The organism is Halobellus sp. LT62, assembly GCF_037031285.1.
Lineage (GTDB): Archaea > Halobacteriota > Halobacteria > Halobacteriales > Haloferacaceae > Haloquadratum > Haloquadratum salinisoli.
This window is the reverse complement of sequence record NZ_JAYEZO010000001.1, coordinates 1,904,813-1,924,742: the sequence shown is the minus strand read 5'-3', so window position 1 is coordinate 1,924,742 and position 19,930 is coordinate 1,904,813. Positions and strand designations below refer to the sequence as shown.

The following is a 19,930-nucleotide window of genomic DNA, read 5'->3' as shown; positions in this document are numbered from 1 at the left end:
GAATCAGGGGAAGTTACTTATACGGTGACGAAAAAGCCGAAGTGATGTACGAATACGAATGGAAGTGCGCGTGGGGAGACGCCGATCCCCACGGGATCGCGTACTACCCGAATCTCATCGACGCGATGCACCGCGCAGGCGAGGAGTTTATGGACAGTCGCGGTGTTGCCTACTGGGACATTCCTGACGACCACGGAGTCCATATGCCGATCGTCTCGATGGACACCGACTTCAAGCGGCCGGTCGAGGCGGGAGACGTCATCACGATCACCGTCGAACCGGACCTCGGCGGCAAGAGCCTCGCGATGAAGCTCACGGCCACCGACGACGACGGGAACGAGCTGTTTTTCGGGGACGAACAGCACGTCTGCGTCTCGAAACCGGAGAATAAACCCGTCGAGATCCCCGACGAAGTGCGAGCGGCGCTCACCGACGACGAGTAAAACGAGCGGATTCCCTTTCTGTGAGTGCACGTGATGCCAAAAGAACACCCCTCAGAAGGGTCGAGAGCGTATTTGGAGATGTGGCCCGACTGCACTCAAAGGGAGTATCGTAACTGTCGATAGATTCTCGCCGGACTGTCCGGCGAGAATTCGAGGAGGATTTATGGGAATTCTATGAGGACGTACGATACTCCCTATCAGTTTCCGTACTGGTAATTGATCGTGACCTTGTTGGTCATCTCTTGGAGTTTCTGTAAGATCTCCTCCTGATAGGTCGGATCGCGAATCCGACCGGTGGGAACGACGATACCGAACGAACCGAGCACCTGTTCATCGATCAGAATCGGGACCGCCGCCATCCCCATTCCGACGACCTGTTCGTCCCAGTCGACGGCGTATCCGGTCTCTCTGATCTCTTCGAGTTCGCGCGCTAAGACGTCTAAGTCAGTTATCGTCTGGTCCGTCCGCTGTTCGAGACTGTGTTCGTCGAGGATTTCCTCGACGCGGTCGTCGGGCAGGTACGCGAGGATGGCCTTGCCGGTGGCGACCGTGTGCAACGGCGTCGCCGCGCCCGAATACGTGCCGAGGCTCAACGCCTGTCGACCCTCCTCTTGATGATACACGACCGCTCGCCCGTCGTTCTCGATCGTGAGACCGACGAGTTCGTCGGTTTCGGCGACCACGCGCTTCATTTCGGGTTTCGCGACCTGATACAGTCGATTCCGATACTTCATTTTCCCACCGATCGTCAGGAAGTACGAACTGAGGCGGTACTCGCCGTTGTCGCGGGTGACGTACCGAGTCTCACTGAGCGATCGGAGGTAGTCGTAGACCGTGCTGTCGGGGAGATCGAGTCTCGCGGCGACTTCAGACGGCCCGGCCCCATCGAGCTCCCACAGCAGATCGACGATCTCGAACGCCCGCGCGACGGTGGTGAGGGAGGTGCGATCGTTGGGCATATGCGCTATAGCTGCGGCGCGTTGTTGAAGATTCCGATTTGTTCGGACGAGAGCGGAAATGACGGCGGCGACAGCCGGAGACTCGACGACCGGAGCGACTGTGTGTCTAGAGCGATTGCGCATAGACGTGGCACTGTCGGCCCCACGATCACACCGAGTGGGATCGAATACACCGTCGGGAAAAACAGGAAATACGGTCGACGATCCGCTGACGGAGAAGGGGCATAGACCGAGAACAGTGACAACCGGATCAGGCACACGGTCGCTGTGTAGTGGGGACCGGACGATCCGCTGTGCGGGCACAGGGACGGACAAGGCGACGTCCGCTCGTGTGTTGTCTCGTTCGTGCGCGGGCGGTAATCGGTGAGAACCGCGTGCAAAATTGCGTGAGTAGATTACGAGCATACCGGATAGTTATGATATGAAATAAGATAATTCGATATCCGGTCTGTAGTCCAAGAACGGACGAATAAAACCGAATTAAGGATACGTATCTGCAATAGGTACAGTAATACGTGGCGTAACGTCAAGTCACCTCGACGTCTCACTGGAGCGTCGGGCGGTCATAGGTCGCGCCAGTAGACAAAATGTCGACCGATAGCCATTAGAATAACAAGGGTACGACTGTGATATAATTCCACGACGCCAACGACTACGCCGAACGCGAGCGCGAAAGGGCCACACGACCCCTCGAAGATAATAACGACCATATCGGATTGGTTATTTTATAGAGGTTATTCTCGTGATCCGCAAACGAGGCAGGATAGACCCCAAGAGCCCACAAAACAAGCGATCGACACACCGACACGTCCGCTCAGTCGTCGGAGCGAAAGCGGGCCGCGTCTCGACAGAAGACCAGCGCTGTGATAGTAACGTTTGCAACTGATTGCCCACCCGGTCGCACGACAGCGTGCGATCGAGTGGTGAAGACTCGCAAACGCTACTACAGCTTTTCAAACGAAGACCGGACTCAATCGCCACGGACGGGCACGTAGCGATCGAGGACGGCCTCACCGGACGTCAGCCGGGTCACGTTCTCCGCCAGTTGATCGATGTTGCCGCGTCGACACGTCGTCGTCATCGCCGCTATGTGCGGCGTCGTCACCACGTTCTCGAACGCTCGCAGCGGGGCGTCGCTATCGAGCGGTTCGTCGGCGAACACGTCGAGTCCGGCGGCAGCGATCCCGTCGGCTTCCAGCGCGTCGACGAGCGCGTCCTGCTCGACGACGGGACCGCGAGAGACGTTGACGAGGATCGCCGACGACTGCATCCGGGCCAGCTCGTCGGCTCCGATCAGCCCCCGCGTCTCCTCGGTTAGCTCCGGCGTGAGGATCACGACATCGCTCAGTTCGAGGACCTCCTCGAGCGACCGGCGTTCGGCGTCGGTCAACTCCGCGTCGATACTCGGGACGTACGGATCGGTGACCAACACGTCGACGTCGAACCCCGAAAAGAGCTTACTGGCCCGTTTGCCGACGTTTCCGAAGCCAACGACCCCGATCGTCGAGCCGGATATCTGCGTGCCCAACGGGTACTCGTCGCGCCACTTGCCCTCCGCGAGAAGGGACTCGGCGGTCGGTAATCGCCGAGCGCACGCGAGCGTGAGCGTCATCGCGTGCTCGGCCACCGAGAGCGCGTTGTGCCCCGGAGTGTGCGTGACGGTGACGCCGTTGTCGCGCGCGGCGTCGAGGTCGACGGAGTCGATTCCGGTTCCCAGTTTTCCGATCAGTTCAAGGTTGTCGGCGGCGTCGATGACCCGGCGAGAGAGCGGGACCCGCGACGTGACGAGGAGAACCTCGTAGTCGGCGACAACGTCGAGAAGGGCGTCCTCGTCGCCGTCGACGCCGACGGTCGGCTCCCACTCGTCGGGGAGGGAATCGAGGAGTCGGTCGGTGGGCGTGATGTCCTGATCGATCAGTACGCGCGTCATATCCACTCCGAGGGGCTTCCGGTACTTTGCAGTTACCACCCGCGGCGCTCGGGGTCGAGAGAAAGAGAAAATCCGCACCGGGCTTCAGGCTCGTGCGGTGGATTGGTCAGTCTGCGGTCGCCTTATCGGCTGTCTTCGGTGTACGGCGCGGGTGCGACGGTCGCCGTGATCTCCGCCATCTCGTGGCGTTCGACGCGGTCGTTGTCGTTGTCTTCGGGCTCGCCCCAGAGGACCGTGACCTCGGTTCCGGGCTCGGCCAGTTCGCTGTCGACGACGCCCAGCGAGAGGAACTCGCGCTGGTTGTAGATGTAGGATTTGTCCGTCGAGAAGCCGACGCGCTCGCCATCCTCGTTGAGGACCTGGTCGTAGTGACACGCCGAGGCGCGCGGGTGCGGGAAGCGCATGAACTTCTTGGTCGGACCCTCGCGGAACAGCGACGCGAAGACGTCGATGACGTCGTCGTCGTCCCAGACGAGCGTGACCTTCTGGCGGTCGGGGTTGCCCGCTTCCGCTTCGAGGGCGTCGCTGCCGCAGAACTCGTGGTCGAAGTTGATGATGTGACCGTAGCCGAGCTCTGTGGGCGTGAAGTAGTAATCGGTGATGTCGTCGGACTCGAAGCTCCCACCGATCGAGAGCAGGCCGTCGCCGACGTCGAGCCATTCGAGGTACTCTTCCATTCCCTCGTCCCAGATGGCGGGGACGACGATCGGGATCCAGCCGAGGATCGCGTTCGGCGTCTGGTAGCTCTCCGCGCCGAGGTGGCGGATGTCGTACTCTTCGCCGGCGGACATGAAGATCTCCTTGATCTCCTCGCCCTCCTCGTAGGGACCCCAGAACTCGTATCCGGCCTCGCCCGCCATTCCGTGGCGGAGGATGTTGACGTCGTGGCCCTGGATCGAGATGGTGGTGTGGTTGAAGAAGCCGAGATCCGGGAGCGGCTCGTCGGCGACCTCCTCCATCACGTCGTAGGCGTTGGGGCCCTGCACCTGGTAGCGGTAGTAGGTGGGGTCCTCTTTCATCGTGACGGGGCGGGGCTGCACCTCGGCCTCGAGGTCGTAGTCGCCGGTCTCGGCCTGGTACTGGAGCCAGTTGTGCGCGGCCGCGCCGCCGACGCTCAGGAACTTGTCCTCTTCGAGGTGGAACCAGATGGCGTCGCCGATGAACTTGCCGTTGGGGTTGGCGACGACGAGCTGTTTGGCCTTGCCGGGCTCGGTGTTCTCGAAGCTGTTGACGGCGAAGTCCTTGTACAGTTCGAGCGCGTCAGGACCCTCGACGTAGTGATCCGTCATGTGATACGACTGGTCCGCTAGCGCGACCGATTCGCGCCACGAGCGCTGCTCTTCGATCCAGTTGGTGATCTCGTCCGGTACCTTGGTGAACTTCGCGATTCCGAGGTCGCGCATTAGTCCGACGGGGCCGCCCGCCTTCTCGGAGGCCTGTGCCATACTGTCGCTGAAAGACCACGATCGTTCGCTCATAGTAGTAGTCCACCTTATGGGAAAGGCGTATCCTACTTAAGATTTAGGTAAAATGCGCGCCGCTTTAAAAAGAGACGGCGGAAAGAACGAAACAAAAGTCAGGAGAGGAAGAATAATATATAAAAATTGTTATTCTCTTTTCGCGCTCAGGCGATCGAGTTTCCCAGTCGAGGTACGCGGAAGCGACTCATCGACGAACCGGTACTCCCGGGGGCGCTCCATCCGGGCGAGTTCGTCGCTGTCGAGACACCACTGGTCCAGTTCGTCGGCGGTGAGATCGGGGTCGGAGGGATAGACGTAAGCGACCACCTTCTGCCCGTACTGGTCGTCCTCAACGCCGACGACAGCGGATTCGTTGACGTCCGGGTGGGCGTTGAGCCGCTCTTCGACCGGCGAGGGGTACACCTTGATGCCCTTCGAGAGGATCATCAGATCGGTCCGCCCCTCCAAGTAGATGAAGCCTTTCTCGTCCTTGTAGCCGAGGTCGCCGGAGTACCACCAGCCGTCCTCGAAGACGTCTTCGGTCTTCGCCGTGCGCTCCCACGCCCACACCGGGCAGTCCGGAGCTTTCACCGCGATCTCGCCGACCTCACCGGTCGGCTTGACGTCGCGGTACGTCCCGTCCTCGGCGACGATGCGAATCTGGACGCCCGGGACCGGCTTGCCGACGCTCTCGACGCGGCTCTCGTTGAGTTCGGCGTTCTCCATCACGGTCGCGTACGCCTCGGTCGCCGCGTAGGAGTTTTTGACCACGTCGCAGACGTCCTCCCGCAGGCGTCGGAGCGTCGTCGCGTTGAGCACCTCACCGGCAGACATAATCGCGTTGAGCGAGCTCAGGTCGTAGTCGTCGAGCGATTCGAGGTTGAGGATTTCGCGCCACATCGTCGGGACGAGGAGCGCGCTCGTCAGGTCGTGTTCGTCGATCATCTCGACGTACGCCTCGGCGTCCCACGAACTGAGGAAGTACGTCGTCGCGCCCGAGACCAACGCGGGGAGCGTCGCGGAGTACCACGCGGCGAACGACGGCGTGAAGACGTGCGGTTGCCGGGCCGAGCGGTTGAGTTCGTAGACGCTCACGAGGGCGTTCGCGCGGAAGTAAAGCCCGCGGTTCGTGTGGCACCACCCTTTCGGCTCACCCGTCGTTCCCGAGGTCCACATCACGACCGCGACATCTTCTTCGCGCACGCGCACGTCCGGTTCGGTCTTCGATTGGCCGTCGAGAACGGACTCGTAGGACGCCTCGTAACCAGTCTGTGCCTCGCCGACGTTGACGACGACGTCGAGGTCGGTGTCGATCTTGTCTCGGAGACGCTCCTCGAAGAACTCCGAGGTGTCTTCGTCGACGACGAGCACCCGCGGACGGAACGAGTCGATACACGTCTGGAGCGTGTTCGGCGACGCGCGCACGTGGAGGTTCGAGACCGTGCAGCCGGCTTTCAACCCGCCGTTCCAGAGAACGGTGTGTTCAAGCGAGTTCTCACAGAGAAGCGCGACGCGGTCGCCCTGACCGACGTACTGCTTGAACGCGTTCGCGGCCTGATTACTCCGCTCGTCGAACTCCGTCCACGTCATCGTCTCGCCGTTGACGCCGTTGCCGAAGGCGACCTTGTCGGGATTGTTCTCCGCGGCGATCCGAGAGAGATCTTTGACGGGTGGCACTTCGACCGTCGACGTGTGATGCATAATAGCGCAGAGGCAACGACTTAACTTATAATTTGAGATAAACGGCTGACGAAACGGATTCCGGCAGTCCACACGAGCGAGTAAGACTGTCGTGGTTCGGAGGACTCGACCGAGAGATGCAGACTTCGTAGTGCGAAATAATTCAGATTATCGATATACATTTTGGATAGTATTATAAAATTCATATACGCCCTCTTATTCCAAATATTCACTGAATTTTGCGGTTTCTTTTATATTATTGAATTGTATGGTTTTGGAAAGGATAAGAGATCATATATTTTTAAATCAGCGCCCGGATCGGTCGAGAACGTGGATCGAATCCGTCGGTATCGAGACGACGGACTCGTCCCCGCGGGAGAGGTCCAGTCGATCGAACGTGGTCCGCGACATCGTGACAGTCAGGTCCGGACCTCCCTCGACGCGCGCGAACACGCGGTACGTGTCAGTCTCGTGGAGCCACCGCTCGACGGTTACCGGGAGTCGATACGAGGGATTTCCTACGGCACTATTCGCCGGTAAATCGATACGAGAGGGGTGAACGCAGACGGTTACAGCGGACACGTCGGAGGGTGTATCGAGCCACATCGCCGCGGACGACTCGGCCGGGGAACGAAGTACTACATTCCCAATTCGAACGCGTCGATCGTTCGCGCCGTCGAACCGGATCTCGAAGACGTTCTCGTTGCCGGTGAACTCGGCGACGAAACGCGAAACGGGGCGTTCGAGTACGGTCGTCGGCGCGCCTACCTGCTCGATCTGTCCGTCTCTGAGGATCGCCATCCGATCCGCGAGCGCCGTCGCAGTCCGTTGATCGTGCGTCACGTAGACGACCGGGACGGCGAGCGTATCGAACAGTCTGTCCAGATCAGTACGGAGCCGCCGGCCCATCGGTTCGTCGAGGCTCGACAGCGGTTCGTCGAGCAGGAGGACGTCGGGCTCGGAAGCGAGCGTACGAGCCAGCGCCACACGCTGTCGTTCGCCGCCCGAGAGGGTCGCCGGTCGACGATCGAGCACGTCGTCAATCGCCAACAGCTGTGTCAGTTCTCGGGCGTATTCGTCGTTTTCGGCCGCGTATTCCACGTTCTCGCGCGCGGAGAGGTGTGGGAAGAGCGCCCCATCCTGAAACACGAGTCCGATCCGTCGGTCCTCGGGTGGACGGCCGCGCATCGAACGCCCGTCGACCGAAACTGAACCGGCGTCCGGATCGGTGAGTCCGGCCAGAAGCGAGAGCAGGGTCGACTTCCCGCTGCCGGAGGGGCCGAGGACGCAGAACACCTCCTCGGAGACCGAGAGGTCGAGCGGGCCTAACTCGAACGCGCCGTACGTCTTCGCGAGACCGGAGAGCGTCAACGTCATCGGGCGATCGGATCCCCCCCGAGCGTCGTGAGAAGGACGAGCGCGGCGACGGCGATGCCGAGGAGAACGACGGCGATCGGAAACGCGTCCTCGAGTCCGAGCGTCGTGAACGACACCCAGATCTGTACCGGCATCGTCCGCGGATAGTACGCGAGCATCACCGTCGCACCGAACTCGCCGATTGAGCGGGCGAACGCGAGCGTGATGCCGGCGAGGACACCGGGCCACGCCAGCGGGAGCGTGACGCGTCGGAACGTCGTCAACCGATCCTTGCCGAGCGTTCGCGACGCGAGCTCTAGGTTCCTGTCGACGCCCTCGAACGCCGCCTTCGCGGAGATGACGACGAACGGCGAGGCGACGAACGTCTGTGCCAGCACGACTCCGACGAGCGAGCGGGTCAGCGAGAAACCGTTTGCCGCGGCGATCTCGCCGAGGATGGTCTCCGGACCGACCAGCGTGAGCAGTACCATCCCGCTGACGATCGGCGGGAGGACCAGCGGCAGCACGACGACCGCCGTGACGAGCGTCTCCGCCCGTCCCTCGGCGGCCGCGAGCCAGTACGCCAGCGGCAGCCCGAAGACCGTCGCGACGGTCACGCTCGCCGTCGCGGTTGCGAGCGACGTCGACGCCGCGGACACGACCGACGGCTCCGTCAGCTGACCGAGAACGACCCGCGGTGGCTGACTGAAAAGCAGCGACCCCAGCGGCAGGAGGTAATAACAGAGCAACACGCCGCCTAAGAGCAGCGTGACGGAGAGCCAATCGAACCGGTCGGCGGCGTCAGTCGATGATCTCGTCGGGAACATTGCCTGAGAACGTCGGGTAGTCGTCCGGCACGGAGAAGCCGAAGTCGCTGAGGTACGTGCCGCTGATCTGTGCATCGAACGCGTGGGTCACTGTCGCGTTCATCTTTCGGGCCGTCGAGGCGTAGCTGATCGGACCGCCGCTGACGACCGTGCCGCTCGGGAGCTCGTAGCTTGCGGTCACGTAGTCGTCGGCGCGGGCGGGGTCGCTCAGGTCGATCGCGGCCGGGAGTTCGACGAACTCGTAGCCGCGTTCGACCGCCATATTGCGGTACGTGACTGCGGCGTCGATACTGCCGGTCTCGAACTGGCTGACGAGTTGGGTCTCCGGGAAGAGCTGCTCGCGAGTCGGAATCTCCGCTCGGAGGTCGACGTCGGTGTCGTAGTGCTCGCTCGCGAGCTCGAGCACGAAGAGAGTCCGATATCCGAGCGGGTCCACGTCCGGATCCGTCCGCCCGAGCGACACCGAGCCGTCGAGCAGCGGGCGAAACCACCCGTCGGAACCGGCGGCTGCGACTCGCTCTCCGCCGTCGCTCCCGGAGTCGTACGCGAGGACGACCGAGTTCGTCGCGAACTCCGCGAACCACGACGGGCGCAGCGGCCCATCGAAGAGGGCGGTGTCCGCGACGGCGACGATATCCGGGTCCTTCTGCCCCTCGGCAACCATCCGCGCGACGCGTGCAGAGCCGTGCGCTTCGATCTGAATCGGGGTTTCGAGGTCGGAGCGAAGCCCGTTCTCGAACGCGTTGTTCAGACTCCCGGCCGCGAGTATCGAGACGGGAGTCGGCCGCTGCCCGCCCGATCCGACGACACCGGCGCAACCGCTGAGGCCGCCCAGTCCGGCCGCTGCGGCTCCGCAGAGGAAGGCCCGCCGACAGATTTCCCCGCGGTCAGCGTCCATAGATCAACGTGAAGTGGTTTCCTAATAAGCGTATCTCAACCAGAAATAGTTTACATCGGACGAACGAGGAGACGAGAGGCGGTCGCGAGGAACAACCCGTTCACCGGCGGGCGAGCGCGACAGCGACGAACACCGCGAGGCCGCCAAAGAAAAAGAGAAGCCCGGGTTCAGTGAGAAGCAACACGCCGCGGAGAAGCGCGTTACCGTCTTCGAGCGCGAGGCTCGCGGGCTCGAAAATCGATGTCGCAGAGCCACCGAGAACATGCTCTGCGGCGACCTGCACGGCCAAACTCGTGAGGCCGAGCACAGCCACGCCCGTTACCCAGTCGGCGAGCGAGGTTCTGAGCGTCTCACGCCCCGTCGAGTCCGACGACCCCACGAGGACGATCGGCTCCGCTGCGGGCGCGTAGACGGTCATCTCGTTTCCTTTCTCCGAGAGTCGCGTCCCGACGGACTCGACGACGCCGGCCGCGCGAAGCTTCGAGAGGTGGTAGTGGACGTTCTGCACCGAGGTATCGAGGTCGCGGGCCAGTTCGGAGGGCGGCGCGGGCTCTTCGTGCAGCGCGTGTAACAGCTGTCGGGCGGTCTCAGAGCCCAGCGCGTCGACCAGTTCGCCCGCGTCGTCGCCGACGACATCGACGACCGCCGGGGTTGCGTCCGGCGACCGCGTCCAGTTTCCGAGCCGTGCGATCGGTGAGGACATCCCTGATCCGGGGTACGTAGTCGGGGATTATCAACGTGGGTGTAGCTTAAGCGCCTCTTTGAGCGGTCGACCGGGATTTAGAGCGGGCGACCGAGGGGGCGAGACTGGGAATCCGAGTCAACGCGACCGCGCGCGCTGAACGGCGGCAACCACGTCCAGTCGCCCCGATCCGGCCGCCAGATCCCGTCCGTTGCGACCGACGTCGCCCGCCGAAGCGCGAAGTATCCCGGCGACGTCAGACGGACCGAGGTCGGGCGCGGCGTCGAGGACGAGCGCGACCGCGCCGGCGGCCCGGGCGGCCGCGGCCGACGTCCCGGGCGAGCCCCCGGCGATCCACGGAGACGGCGGCGCGACGACGTCCACGCCGACTGTCCCCGAGGCGGTCGGTCCGCGGCCGCTATGAGGGGAAACGACCTCCGAGCCCGAAGCTGGATCGGAAGCGCGCGAATCGGGCCCTGCCGTCGTCGGCAGCGCGTCGCCGCGCGACGCGTCGTCAGTTACCCCGACGGCGACGACGCCGGGGACGCTCGCGGGGACGGCGATACTCCCGGAGGGCCGGGGCGACGCCAACAGGTGCGTGGGCGTCGTTATCTCCACTCGGCTGGTCAGTTCACGCGTCGTATCGGCGGTCTCCGAGTCGTCCGATGCGTTCTGATTCGCCGGACGAACGACCAGTGCGTACTCGCCGTCCGAGAGGTCGGCCGTGAGACGCTCGCCGGAGGTCGTCCTCGCGGCTCTCGATAGCGACACGAGGTTCCACCGTTCGCCGCCGTCAACCTCCCGAAAGAGCGCGAGTGTGAGATCGGCGTCGACCGACGACTCCGTGACGAGCCACGCGAGGAATCGGCCCCGAGGGGACGACGATCCGACGCGGTTCGCGACCCGGAGTCGGCGTCGTGTTCCGGATCCGTCGCCCGCGAGGGCCGCGTACGGCCCCTGCCAGTGACCGAGCGCGGCGTTCCCGGTCGGTGCCACGAAGGCGCACCCGGCGTCGACGGCGCGGCGGGCCGCGCGGAAGACGGGCGATCGGGGCGTCGCTTTCGATCCGTACGCCGCGACCGGGGCCAGAACGACGTCGACGCCGCGCGACCGTGCCCAATCGATCGCGTCGACGAACTCGCCGGTGCGTCGGAACGACGCGAGCGAGAGCCGGGCCGCTGGCGCGAGGCGGGCGATCGACGCGGCCGCCGCTGTGCCGTGCGTCGTCCCGTCGACGACGGCGCGCTCGGGTCCGAACTGACGGATGTCCTCGACCGCGCCGCCGAGGGCGTCGTGAGTGGGGTCGAACCCGGTCGGGTCCAACACGGCGACGCGGACGGATTCGCCAGTGATGCCCAGCGCGTGAAGGCGTTCGAGCGAGTCGCCGTCCGTCGTATCGCGCGATCGATCTGAGAGTCCGAAGCGCGGAACGCGGCCGACTGAGAGCAGCGTCGCTGCCGCCGCGCTCCCGAGTGCCACCGCGCGACGACGGCTGACGGCGAATCCGCCTCCGTCTCGAGGGTCACCCGTCACGTCGTCGCTACTGCGTCCCGGGGATTTTTTAGCGTATCGGTCAACCGTTCGACAACACACCGATAGCGTAAAGCGCTCTTGAAGCAATCGAGCGTTCTTACTTTACGCCGGACCTCCGGAAACACGAATGCCCTCCAGACTACCACCGAACACCGGAATCAGCCGAAGAGAACCGACCCGAGCGGGTTCGATCCCAGTCAGTACGACGGGAATCCGACCCGGGAGGGATCGAAACGTATCGGACGAAGTCGAATCACTGCGGAAGCACACAATGACTGCATCACAGCGGAGGCACGCAATCACTAGACGTGGCCAGAGCGGAGGTACGCAATGACTAGACGTGACCAGAACAGAAGGTGCACAATGAGTAGTCGGCACCGCGCACTCGCGCTTGCGTGCGTACTCGTGACGACCGCGCTCGCGCCGGCGGCCGTCGCCGGGACCGTCGCCGCGGATCCGAGCGTGAGCGTCGACTACGACGGCGACGGGGTGACGGTGGCGAACGGCACCTCCCAAGTCGTGCGCGGGACGGCCGACGCGCCGGTCGGGACCGAGATCGTCGTCCGGGTCCGCTCCGCCGACGACACCCAGCCGGCGTTCCTGAAGACCGCGACCGGTGTCGTAACGGAGAACGGAACGTGGGCGACGTCGTTCGACTTCGAGCGACAGCGGGCGAACGACACGTTCGCCCTGACCGCCCGGTTCGAGAACGGCTCGGCGGAGGCCGAAGTCGACGGCGAGGTCGTCGCCTGCGGCGAGGACTGCGCGGAGACGCCGCCGAGCGGGACGCCGACGCCGATCCCCGAACAGACGCGGACGGCGTCGCCCACCGACGGCCCGTCCGCGCCGGTGGCGTTCGACGAGAACATCTTCCTCGTCGACCGCGGCGGGGTCGCAGCGATCCCCATCTCGTTCGCGTCCGAGAACGGCGGCGACGAGAACGAGGCGGTGATCGTCCTCGGAAACGAGAGCAAATCGAACTACGAACTCGAAGCCGTCGTTCGAGACGGTGACGACGACGGGCAGGCCGTCCTCTACGTCGACACCTCGCTGGCGGGACGGAGCGACGGCACCCTCAGCACCTCCGGCGGCGACAGCGCCCGCATCGTCTCTGAGACGTCGCTGGAGTCGATGTTGGACGTCGCCGACTACGACGTCTCGCTGTACGCGGGCAGCGAACGGGCCGGCGACCCCGTCGACGTCGGCAGCCTCGTCGTCCAGACTGAGACGACGCGAACGTCGACGGTGACGGCCGCTTCCGGTACAGAAAGCAGTCCCGATCGGGGAATCAACGGAATCGGTCTCGGACCGCTCGCGGTCGGCGGCGTGGTCAGCGGCGCGTTCATCGTCGGCGGCGCGCTTCTCGCGGCACTACTGCTCAAGGGGTAGCGCTCACGGGAGTTCACGCGATTCACGGTGTCTCACGGGAGTTCACAATCTCCCGCCGCCGTCGACTACTCGTGAAGCCGGCTGCAAACGCTACTATAATACCCCACTAGTGAGAAGACGGGGTATGGATTACCGGTACGCCGGAGACGCCCACGAACGGCTCTTCGACTCGTATCAGAACGACGCGGAACCGTTCCCGACGAGCGTGACGGCGTGCTTCCCCGACCGAGAGCACCGCCGCGAGGAGATCGCGATCCTGCAGGAGCTGCTCTTTCCGACGTGCTGGAACTCGCCGGAGCTCGTCCGCGACGAACTGGCCGTGTTGGACCGCCTCGACGACTTGGGGAGCCTCGTCAAGGCCGGAATCTGCCCGTACACCGACAGCCGGCCCGACAAGATGGTCGCGGCCGTGTTGGACAGCCTCCCACGCGTCCGATCGCTGTTGAAGAAAGACGTCGAGGCCGCGTACAAGGGCGACCCCGCGGCGAAGACGTACATGGAGATCATCCGCTCGTACCCCGGCTTCTTGGCGATCGCGATCCAGCGATTCGCGCACGTGCTCTACGACATCGGCGCGGCCGAGTACGCCAGAGAGCTCACCGAGTACGGAAAGACCCAGACCGGCATCGACATCCACCCGGGCGCGGAGATCGGCGACTACTTCTTCATCGACCACGGCACGGGCGTCGTCATCGGCGAGACCGCGACCGTCGGCGAGTGGGTCCGACTCTACCAGGACGTGACGCTCGGCGCGCTCCACTTCGAGGAGGAAGAAAGCGACGAGCACGCGCTGAAGAAGGGATACAAGCGGCACCCGGACATCGGCGATTCCGTCGTCATCGGCGCGGGAACGAAAGTGCTGGGAGCGGTGACGGTCGGGGATCACGTCAGCATCGGTGCGAACTCCTGGATCACCGAGGACATCCCGGACCACACGAAAGTATTCATCAAGGACCACCCGACGCAGGAGCGGAAGCGCTACGAAAAAGAGCAGTAAGCCGAGTAAAAGAGCAGTAGGCCGATCGCGATGACGAAACATCGAAGCCCCTCCGTCGCGTCGGTCCGCGTATGCCAAGCGAACGGACGCTAGTGAGAGATGTGATGTCGACGTCGCTCGTGACGACCAGTCCGGACGCGACGTTGGTCGAGGCGGCCACGCGGATGCGGAGCGAAGAGGTCGGCGCGCTCTTGGTGCCGTCGACCGAGTTGGCGATCCTCACCAGTACGGACATTCTCGACGCCATCGCTCGCGATTGCGACCCCGCAGAAACCACTGTCGGAGAGGTGATGACCGAATCGGTCGAAACCGTCACGCCTGAGCTTCGGCTCACCGAGGCGGCGGCGATGATGGAGAACTTCGGGATCAGTCACCTCCCCGTCGTCGACGACGACCTCGTCGGGATGGTCTCCTCGACGGACATCACCGCGCAACTGTCCTGAGCGGCCATCCGGCGGAGTACACTGCCTGTTAGCCTCAAAGTACACTGCCTGTTCGACAGTCTCAACAACGTCGCTCGCGTGGGAAGCGTATGGATATCGTCGCTGCGCTGGAGGCCGACAGCGGAACGACCTGCGTCGTCGGCGCGGGCGGGAAGAAGACGACGCTCGCCGCGCTCGCCTCACGATTGGACCGAGCCGTCGTCACCGCGACCGTCCGAATCCCGATTTTCGACGACTGGGTCGACCGCGTCGTCGTCACGGAGGATCCGGTGGGCGCGCTCGGCGAAATGACGAGCGACGCGCCGAGTGATAGCAGTGACCCCGAATCAGAATCCGAGGACGGCTGGCCGCTCGGGCTCGTTCCGGAACGCGAACGCGACGACCGTTATCGGGGCTACGATCCGGCGGTCGTCGACGAACTCGGCGAGTTCGACGTGCCCGTGCTCGTGAAGGCCGACGGTGCGCGGATGCGACGGTTCAAAGCACCGTCGTCGAAGGAACCGCAGCTCCCGAGAACAGCGGACATAGTGGTGTCGGTCGCGAGCGTTCACGTGGTGGGCGAACCCCTCTCGGAATCGCTCGTTCACCGCGTCGACGAGGTATCGAAGATCACCGGACTGTCCGAGGGCGAGGAGATCTCCGCGGCGGACGTCGCCGCCGTGCTCGCGAGCGAACAAGGCGGGCTGAAAGACGTTCCCGCGGGCGCGACGGCGATTCCCCTGCTCAATATGGTCGACGACGACGACCTCGAAGCGACGGCCCGAGAGGTCGCCGCCGAAATCCACGATCGCGTCGACGTCCCGCGGGTGGTTCTGGCGGAGATGCGGGCAGAGGATCCACTCGTCGACGTCGTCTGAGCGCCCGAGATCCGCAGGACGGCGGGTCGAAGAGCCGCGGTTTCGAGACGGTGGTTCGGGAAGCGGAAATTGTGAGACGGCCGGCCGCGAAGCAGCGATACGCGAGCCGGCGAAGCCCTCACTCGCTTCCGAGCCGCTCTTTCGCCGCCTCGAACTCCTCGACCGTGTTGACGTTCTCGAAGGTGTCGAGCGAGCCGACCGACTCGATCGCGTCGACGACGACCGCGTCGAGTTCCTCCAGCGGCGCGACGATCCGATCCGCCCCGCGTTCGAGCGCCCGACGGCAGGCCCGGCGCATCGCCTCGGTCCGATAGACGGCCTGCGTGGTCTGATACCACTCGTCCGGTCGCGGGACCGCGGCGTCTTCCCCCGCCGCGCGCTCGAACAGAAGCCGCACGACGTCGGGCTCGACGAACGGCATATCGCAGGCGACGACCACCGCGTACTCCGCGGAAACGGCCTCCAAGCCGCGGGCGATACCAGCCACCGGCCCCGCGTCGGGGTCGCGGTCGACGGCGAACGCCGGCTCGGGATCGACCCCCGAAAGCGCCGCCTCGATCGCGTCTAGTTGATCCCTCCGGCAGTTGATCACCACCTCGTCGACGACGGGCGCGAGCCGATCGACGACGCGTCGGATCATCGGCGTGCCGGCGAGCTCTGCGACCGCCTTGTCGCGGTCGCCGAAGCGGGTCGAACGGCCGCCGGCGAGGATGAGCGCAGCGCGCATAGGGTCCCGTAGGCGGACCGGATAGAACAACGCACCGATCGGACGGCAGAGTGAAACCAACCCGGACGATCACAGCGGAGCGCATATATCCCGGCGGGCTCTCCGTCGAACCGATGCGGGAGGACGAACTTGCGACGGCCGCGGTCGAGCACTTCGAGGCGGCCTTCGACTCGCCGGAGATCCGCCTCGAAGAGCCGTACGACCACTACGGCAACCGGGGTTCGGTCGATCTGTACGTCCGGACGCGACCCCCCGAGCGCGTCGAGTACCTCGTCGAGCTGAAGGCGGATCCGGCGGTGCGGATGGCGAGCGGCGCGAACGAGATCCTTCGACAGTACCGCCGGATGGAGCGGTACTTCTACGAGGACGACGAGCACGTCCTGCGAAAGCGACTCGGGCGAACCGAGCCCGCGCTCAACCTGCTGTTGCTGTTCGCGCCGACGGCGAAGTGCGTCGAGCACGTCTACGAAAACCGGCGGCTCTACGGTTCGATCGACGCCGAACTCGCGATCGACGGCGTCCCCGCCGCCAGAAAGGTCGCGTTCGTCGTGAACCTCGAAGAGGCCCCCGACGGCGGACTCGGCTTCCTCTCGGTCAACGGGGAAGTCGGAATCGACTCCGAGGGGTTCCGAGACGCCGTTCCCGACGGGTCGCGCCTCGCCGCGGCGCTCGAAGACGCCGACCTGTCGTCATAGACAGCTACCGATCGTAGAACGGGCTCGCCTCACCACGCGGTATCGAGGACCGTTCGAATGGCCGCGACGTCGGGATCGATTCCCTCTGGCGCGACGTCGAGAAGCGAATCGTCGTGAATCGCCGCCGCGACATCGTCGAGATCCGCCCGAGCGATGCCGTCGAGGTCGCGGAGGCGGCTCGGGAGCCCGAGGTCGTCGCGGACGGTTTCGACGGCGGCGACGACGGCGTCGGCGACCGCCGCGTCCGACGCCCCGTCGATCGAACGACCGAGCGCCTCGGCGAGCAGTCGCCGTCTGCCGTCGATCTCCCCGAAGACGTAGCGGAGGACGTGCGGGGCGACGACGCCGTGGATCGTCCCCTGGTGAACGTCGAAGCCGTGGGAGAACCCGTGGCCGAAGGCATGGATAATGGACGCGCGGTATCCCTCCCTTCCCGCGAGCCCGTACTGGACGTTCACGATGCCGCCGAGGACGTCCGCGAGGCGGCTCTCGTCCATCGGGTCCTCGCGGATCGTCCCGAGCCCCGACGCGAGCAGGCGCAGGCCGCGGGCGGCGGTGCCGTCGGTTATCGGCGTCGCGTGCGGCGAGTAGAGCATCTCGACGCCCTTATCGAAGCCGTTCATCGCCGAGGCCGCAAGCACCGACCGCGGCGTCGTCCGGTAGAGATCCGCGTCGTAGAAGAGCGCCGACGGCATCAACCGCGGGTCGCCGACGCCGCCGCTCGGGGGCCCCTCGTCCGCGTCCGAACGAGTCCCGCCGTCGGTGTCGGCGTCGCGGTCAAGCGTGAGCGTCACGCCCGCGATGTCGGAGAGATCTGCCCCGGCGAGCGTCGTCGGAACCGCGACGATCGAAAGCGGGTCGCCGTCGTCGGCGACGGGGAGTTCGCCCGTCTCGACGGCGCGTTCGGCGACCGTCGCGGCGTCGGCCGTCTCGCTCGAACGATCGTGCGAGGAGAGCGCCGCGAGCGTTTTCGCCGTGTCGAGCGTGCTGCCGCCCCCGACGGCGACGACGACGTCGACATCGTGCTCGCGGGCGAGTCGGAGCCCGTCGAGAGCGGTCCCGAGCGTTTTCGCCGGCGTCGTTTCGGGAAACTCCGCGACGAGCCGGTCACCGAGCCCCGCCCGGAGGGGGTCGACGACCGCGGCCGTGGTCCCGACGGTCTGCCCGCTCACGAGCATCGCCCGCTCGCGGCCGAGGCGGTCGATTTCGTCGCCGAGACGGGCCACGCATCCGGAGCCGACGACGATCTTACCCGTGCGATAGTCGAACGAGAACCCCTTCGCGTGCATTTGGACCGGATACGAACGCGAGGGACAAAGAGCTACTCGTCGATCGGCGAGCGTTCACCGACTCCTCGCGGCCCCATAGATTGATCACGCCGCATCGTCCAGTGTGAGACCGATGAACACGACATCGACGGGCGAGACGGAGGGGCGTTCGTGAGATCGCCGTCGAAACCCGAACTCGAAGCGCTCGCCGACGACCTCGGAATCGTAATCGGCGATGGTGAGCTCGAAACGTACGCGCGAGTCGTCGCCGACAGGTTGGCCCCGCTCGAACGGATCGAGGAACTGGCCACCCCGCAACGGCCGCCCCGAGAGTACGATCACGCTCGCCGGGGTCCCGGTTACCAACCGGACGAAGACGAGGATCCACACAACGCGTGGATCACCAAATGTCGCGTCGACGGGGCGGAGGACGGTCAGTTGGGAGGGTTTTCGATCGGGCTGAAAGACTCCATCAGCGTGGCGGGGATTCCGCTCACGAACGGATCGCGGGTGTTGGAGGGGTACGTCCCGACCGTCGACGCGACCGTTGTCTCGCGGGTACTCGACGCCGGTGGCACGATCGCGGGCAAAAACAATATGTGGAGCTTCTCGATCGGGGCGTCGGACTACGGACCGGTGCGAAATCCGACCGCGCCGGAGCACAGCATCGGCGGGTCCTCCTCGGGGACCGCGACGGCGGTTGCGGCCGGTGAGATCGATATCGGAATCGGCGGCGACCAAGGCGGATCGATCCGGATCCCGTCGTCGTTCGGCGGCCTCGTCGGCCTGAAACCAACGCACGGGTTGGTCCCCTACACCGGGGTTTTCGGTGCTGATCCGTCGATCGATCACGTCGGCCCGATCACCCGGACCGTCGGGGAGGCGGCGATCGCGTTGTCGGCCATGGCGGGCAGAGACGGACTCGACCCGCGACAGCCCCACGACCTCGACGTGCAGGCGTACACCGACGCCGCCGAGGCCGAGGTTTCGGAGATGACGGTGGCCGTGCTTCGAGAGGGGTTCGAACACGAGGCGAGCGACCACGAGGTGATCGAAACCGTCCGAGACGCGGTGGCCGACCTCGAAGCGCTGGGCGCGGAGGTGACCGAGGTCTCGGTTCCCGAACACGCCGTGGCGGTGGACGTGACGCTCTCTATCATCCGCTACGGCTACGGGCAGGTCCTCCAGCAGAACGGCGTCCTGAGCGGCTTCAGCGGATGGTATGACACCGGTGCCGTTCGGTATCTCAGCCGTGCACTTGCGGCCCGAAGCAGCGATCTCCCCGCGGCAGCGAAAGTCAGCTGGCTCGCCTCGGAGTTCGTCCGGCGTAACTACGGCGGATCGGTGTACGGAAAGGCACAGAACCTCGCCGCCACAGTGCGCGAGGCGTACGACGAGGCGCTGGCGGACGTGGACGCCCTCGTGCTGCCGACAGTCCCGATCACCCCACCGCCGTCCGGCGGAGAGACGGGGCTGGAAGCGATGCTCGGTGAAGGCTCGAGATCGGCGATCGGCTACAACACCGCGCCGTTCAACGCGAGTCATCACCCCGCGCTCACCGTGCCCTGCGGAGACGTCGGCGGCGCGCCGGTGGGGATGATGTTGGTTGGCAAGCGTTTCGACGAGGCGGCGCTCTTCCGGCTGGCCGGGGCGTACGAACGGACGGAGCCGTTCCGATAGATCGGAACCGCGAGTGAATCAGGTCGGGACCCTGACTGAACCCGGGGGAATCGGGTCGGAACCGCGACTGAACAGATCGGCGTCACACCGGAACGGCCCGGAGTCG

Annotated in this window: 18 protein-coding genes; 7 read left to right on the top strand and 11 right to left on the bottom strand. The window is 64.9% G+C overall.

Features of this window, described 5'->3' with window-relative positions; translation table 11 throughout:
* Positions 1-44: 44 nt before the first annotated feature.
* Complete coding sequence (locus tag U5919_RS09180) at positions 45-443, top strand: acyl-CoA thioesterase (protein WP_336023800.1); 399 nt, start codon at positions 45-47, stop codon at positions 441-443.
* Positions 444-640: 197 nt separating this feature from the next.
* On the opposite strand, the gene U5919_RS09175 is transcribed toward U5919_RS09180, so the two are convergent.
* The 9 genes from U5919_RS09175 to U5919_RS09135 form a co-directional block, all read right to left on the bottom strand.
* Positions 641-1,402 carry an IclR family transcriptional regulator gene (locus U5919_RS09175; RefSeq protein WP_336023798.1) on the bottom strand — a complete coding sequence of 254 codons (762 nt, stop codon included), beginning with the start codon at positions 1,400-1,402 and terminating at the stop codon, positions 641-643.
* A gap of 970 nt (positions 1,403-2,372) precedes the next feature.
* Entirely contained in the window at positions 2,373-3,332 is a 960-nt protein-coding gene (locus U5919_RS09170; protein WP_336023796.1) for an NAD(P)-dependent oxidoreductase, read from the bottom strand.
* 122 nt (positions 3,333-3,454) lie between these two features.
* Positions 3,455-4,810, bottom strand: coding sequence for a hypothetical protein (locus U5919_RS09165; protein WP_336023795.1), 1,356 nt, complete (start codon positions 4,808-4,810; stop codon positions 3,455-3,457).
* 129 nt (positions 4,811-4,939) lie between these two features.
* Positions 4,940-6,493, bottom strand: a complete 1,554-nt coding sequence (locus U5919_RS09160; RefSeq protein ID WP_336023792.1) for a class I adenylate-forming enzyme family protein — start codon at positions 6,491-6,493, stop codon at positions 4,940-4,942.
* A gap of 285 nt (positions 6,494-6,778) precedes the next feature.
* Positions 6,779-7,849, bottom strand: a complete 1,071-nt coding sequence (locus tag U5919_RS09155; RefSeq protein ID WP_336023791.1) for an ABC transporter ATP-binding protein — start codon at positions 7,847-7,849, stop codon at positions 6,779-6,781.
* Positions 7,846-8,655, bottom strand: a complete 810-nt coding sequence (locus U5919_RS09150; RefSeq protein WP_336023789.1) for an ABC transporter permease — start codon at positions 8,653-8,655, stop codon at positions 7,846-7,848. Before U5919_RS09150 ends, U5919_RS09155 begins: the two co-directional genes overlap by 4 nt.
* Positions 8,630-9,553, bottom strand: a complete 924-nt coding sequence (locus U5919_RS09145) for an extracellular solute-binding protein (protein ID WP_336023788.1) — start codon at positions 9,551-9,553, stop codon at positions 8,630-8,632. Before U5919_RS09145 ends, U5919_RS09150 begins: the two co-directional genes overlap by 26 nt.
* Positions 9,554-9,653: 100 nt before the next feature.
* On the bottom strand, positions 9,654-10,256 hold the full coding sequence (locus U5919_RS09140) for an ArsR/SmtB family transcription factor (RefSeq protein ID WP_336023785.1): 603 nt from the start codon (positions 10,254-10,256) through the stop codon (positions 9,654-9,656).
* Positions 10,257-10,373: 117 nt separating this feature from the next.
* Positions 10,374-11,714 carry a S8 family serine peptidase gene (locus U5919_RS09135; RefSeq protein ID WP_336023782.1) on the bottom strand — a complete coding sequence of 447 codons (1,341 nt, stop codon included), beginning with the start codon at positions 11,712-11,714 and terminating at the stop codon, positions 10,374-10,376.
* A gap of 417 nt (positions 11,715-12,131) precedes the next feature.
* On the opposite strand from U5919_RS09135, the gene U5919_RS09130 reads away from it, so the two are divergent.
* The 4 genes from U5919_RS09130 to yqeC all read left to right on the top strand — a co-directional run bounded on the left by U5919_RS09130 (position 12,132) and on the right by yqeC (position 15,454).
* A complete protein-coding gene (locus tag U5919_RS09130) occupies positions 12,132-13,157 on the top strand; it encodes a BGTF surface domain-containing protein (protein WP_336023780.1) in 1,026 nt (341 codons plus the stop codon).
* A gap of 124 nt (positions 13,158-13,281) precedes the next feature.
* Positions 13,282-14,154 (top strand): serine O-acetyltransferase EpsC, encoded by an 873-nt coding sequence (epsC, locus tag U5919_RS09125; protein WP_336023778.1) that lies wholly within the window; start codon positions 13,282-13,284, stop codon positions 14,152-14,154.
* Positions 14,155-14,225: 71 nt separating this feature from the next.
* The gene (locus U5919_RS09120) at positions 14,226-14,597 is read left to right on the top strand and encodes a CBS domain-containing protein (protein WP_336023776.1); all 372 of its coding nucleotides are present in this window, start codon (positions 14,226-14,228) and stop codon (positions 14,595-14,597) included.
* An 89-nt stretch (positions 14,598-14,686) separates the two neighbouring features.
* Positions 14,687-15,454 (top strand): selenium cofactor biosynthesis protein YqeC, encoded by a 768-nt coding sequence (gene yqeC / locus U5919_RS09115; RefSeq protein WP_336023774.1) that lies wholly within the window; start codon positions 14,687-14,689, stop codon positions 15,452-15,454.
* A 118-nt stretch (positions 15,455-15,572) separates the two neighbouring features.
* Here the strand turns inward: yqeC and mobA are convergent, their stop codons facing one another.
* Complete coding sequence (gene mobA, locus U5919_RS09110; RefSeq protein WP_336023772.1) at positions 15,573-16,181, bottom strand: molybdenum cofactor guanylyltransferase; 609 nt, start codon at positions 16,179-16,181, stop codon at positions 15,573-15,575.
* Positions 16,182-16,294: 113 nt separating this feature from the next.
* Between mobA and U5919_RS09105 the strand changes: the two genes are divergently transcribed.
* Complete coding sequence (locus tag U5919_RS09105) at positions 16,295-16,876, top strand: hypothetical protein (RefSeq protein ID WP_336023771.1); 582 nt, start codon at positions 16,295-16,297, stop codon at positions 16,874-16,876.
* 29 nt (positions 16,877-16,905) lie between these two features.
* On the opposite strand, the gene U5919_RS09100 is transcribed toward U5919_RS09105, so the two are convergent.
* Positions 16,906-18,165, bottom strand: a complete 1,260-nt coding sequence (locus U5919_RS09100) for an iron-containing alcohol dehydrogenase family protein (RefSeq protein ID WP_336023769.1) — start codon at positions 18,163-18,165, stop codon at positions 16,906-16,908.
* Between the two features lie 150 nt (positions 18,166-18,315).
* Between U5919_RS09100 and U5919_RS09095 the strand changes: the two genes are divergently transcribed.
* Complete coding sequence (locus U5919_RS09095; protein ID WP_336023768.1) at positions 18,316-19,824, top strand: amidase; 1,509 nt, start codon at positions 18,316-18,318, stop codon at positions 19,822-19,824.
* Positions 19,825-19,930 lie beyond the last annotated feature (106 nt).

What these genes read in the sequence shown, in the direction of transcription:
- U5919_RS09180 (WP_336023800.1), top strand. Translation starts at nt 45, where the DNA reads ATGTACGAATACGAATGGAAGTGCGCGTGGGGAGACGCCGATCCCCAC.
- U5919_RS09175 (WP_336023798.1), bottom strand. Translation starts at nt 1,402, where the DNA reads ATGCCCAACGATCGCACCTCCCTCACCACCGTCGCGCGGGCGTTCGAG.
- U5919_RS09170 (WP_336023796.1), bottom strand. Translation starts at nt 3,332, where the DNA reads ATGACGCGCGTACTGATCGATCAGGACATCACGCCCACCGACCGACTC.
- U5919_RS09165 (WP_336023795.1), bottom strand. Translation starts at nt 4,810, where the DNA reads ATGAGCGAACGATCGTGGTCTTTCAGCGACAGTATGGCACAGGCCTCC.
- U5919_RS09160 (WP_336023792.1), bottom strand. Translation starts at nt 6,493, where the DNA reads ATGCATCACACGTCGACGGTCGAAGTGCCACCCGTCAAAGATCTCTCT.
- U5919_RS09155 (WP_336023791.1), bottom strand. Translation starts at nt 7,849, where the DNA reads ATGACGTTGACGCTCTCCGGTCTCGCGAAGACGTACGGCGCGTTCGAG.
- U5919_RS09150 (WP_336023789.1), bottom strand. Translation starts at nt 8,655, where the DNA reads ATGTTCCCGACGAGATCATCGACTGACGCCGCCGACCGGTTCGATTGG.
- U5919_RS09145 (WP_336023788.1), bottom strand. Translation starts at nt 9,553, where the DNA reads ATGGACGCTGACCGCGGGGAAATCTGTCGGCGGGCCTTCCTCTGCGGA.
- U5919_RS09140 (WP_336023785.1), bottom strand. Translation starts at nt 10,256, where the DNA reads ATGTCCTCACCGATCGCACGGCTCGGAAACTGGACGCGGTCGCCGGAC.
- U5919_RS09130 (WP_336023780.1), top strand. Translation starts at nt 12,132, where the DNA reads ATGAGTAGTCGGCACCGCGCACTCGCGCTTGCGTGCGTACTCGTGACG.
- epsC (WP_336023778.1), top strand. Translation starts at nt 13,282, where the DNA reads ATGGATTACCGGTACGCCGGAGACGCCCACGAACGGCTCTTCGACTCG.
- U5919_RS09120 (WP_336023776.1), top strand. Translation starts at nt 14,226, where the DNA reads ATGCCAAGCGAACGGACGCTAGTGAGAGATGTGATGTCGACGTCGCTC.
- yqeC (WP_336023774.1), top strand. Translation starts at nt 14,687, where the DNA reads ATGGATATCGTCGCTGCGCTGGAGGCCGACAGCGGAACGACCTGCGTC.
- mobA (WP_336023772.1), bottom strand. Translation starts at nt 16,181, where the DNA reads ATGCGCGCTGCGCTCATCCTCGCCGGCGGCCGTTCGACCCGCTTCGGC.
- U5919_RS09105 (WP_336023771.1), top strand. Translation starts at nt 16,295, where the DNA reads ATGCGGGAGGACGAACTTGCGACGGCCGCGGTCGAGCACTTCGAGGCG.
- U5919_RS09100 (WP_336023769.1), bottom strand. Translation starts at nt 18,165, where the DNA reads ATGCACGCGAAGGGGTTCTCGTTCGACTATCGCACGGGTAAGATCGTC.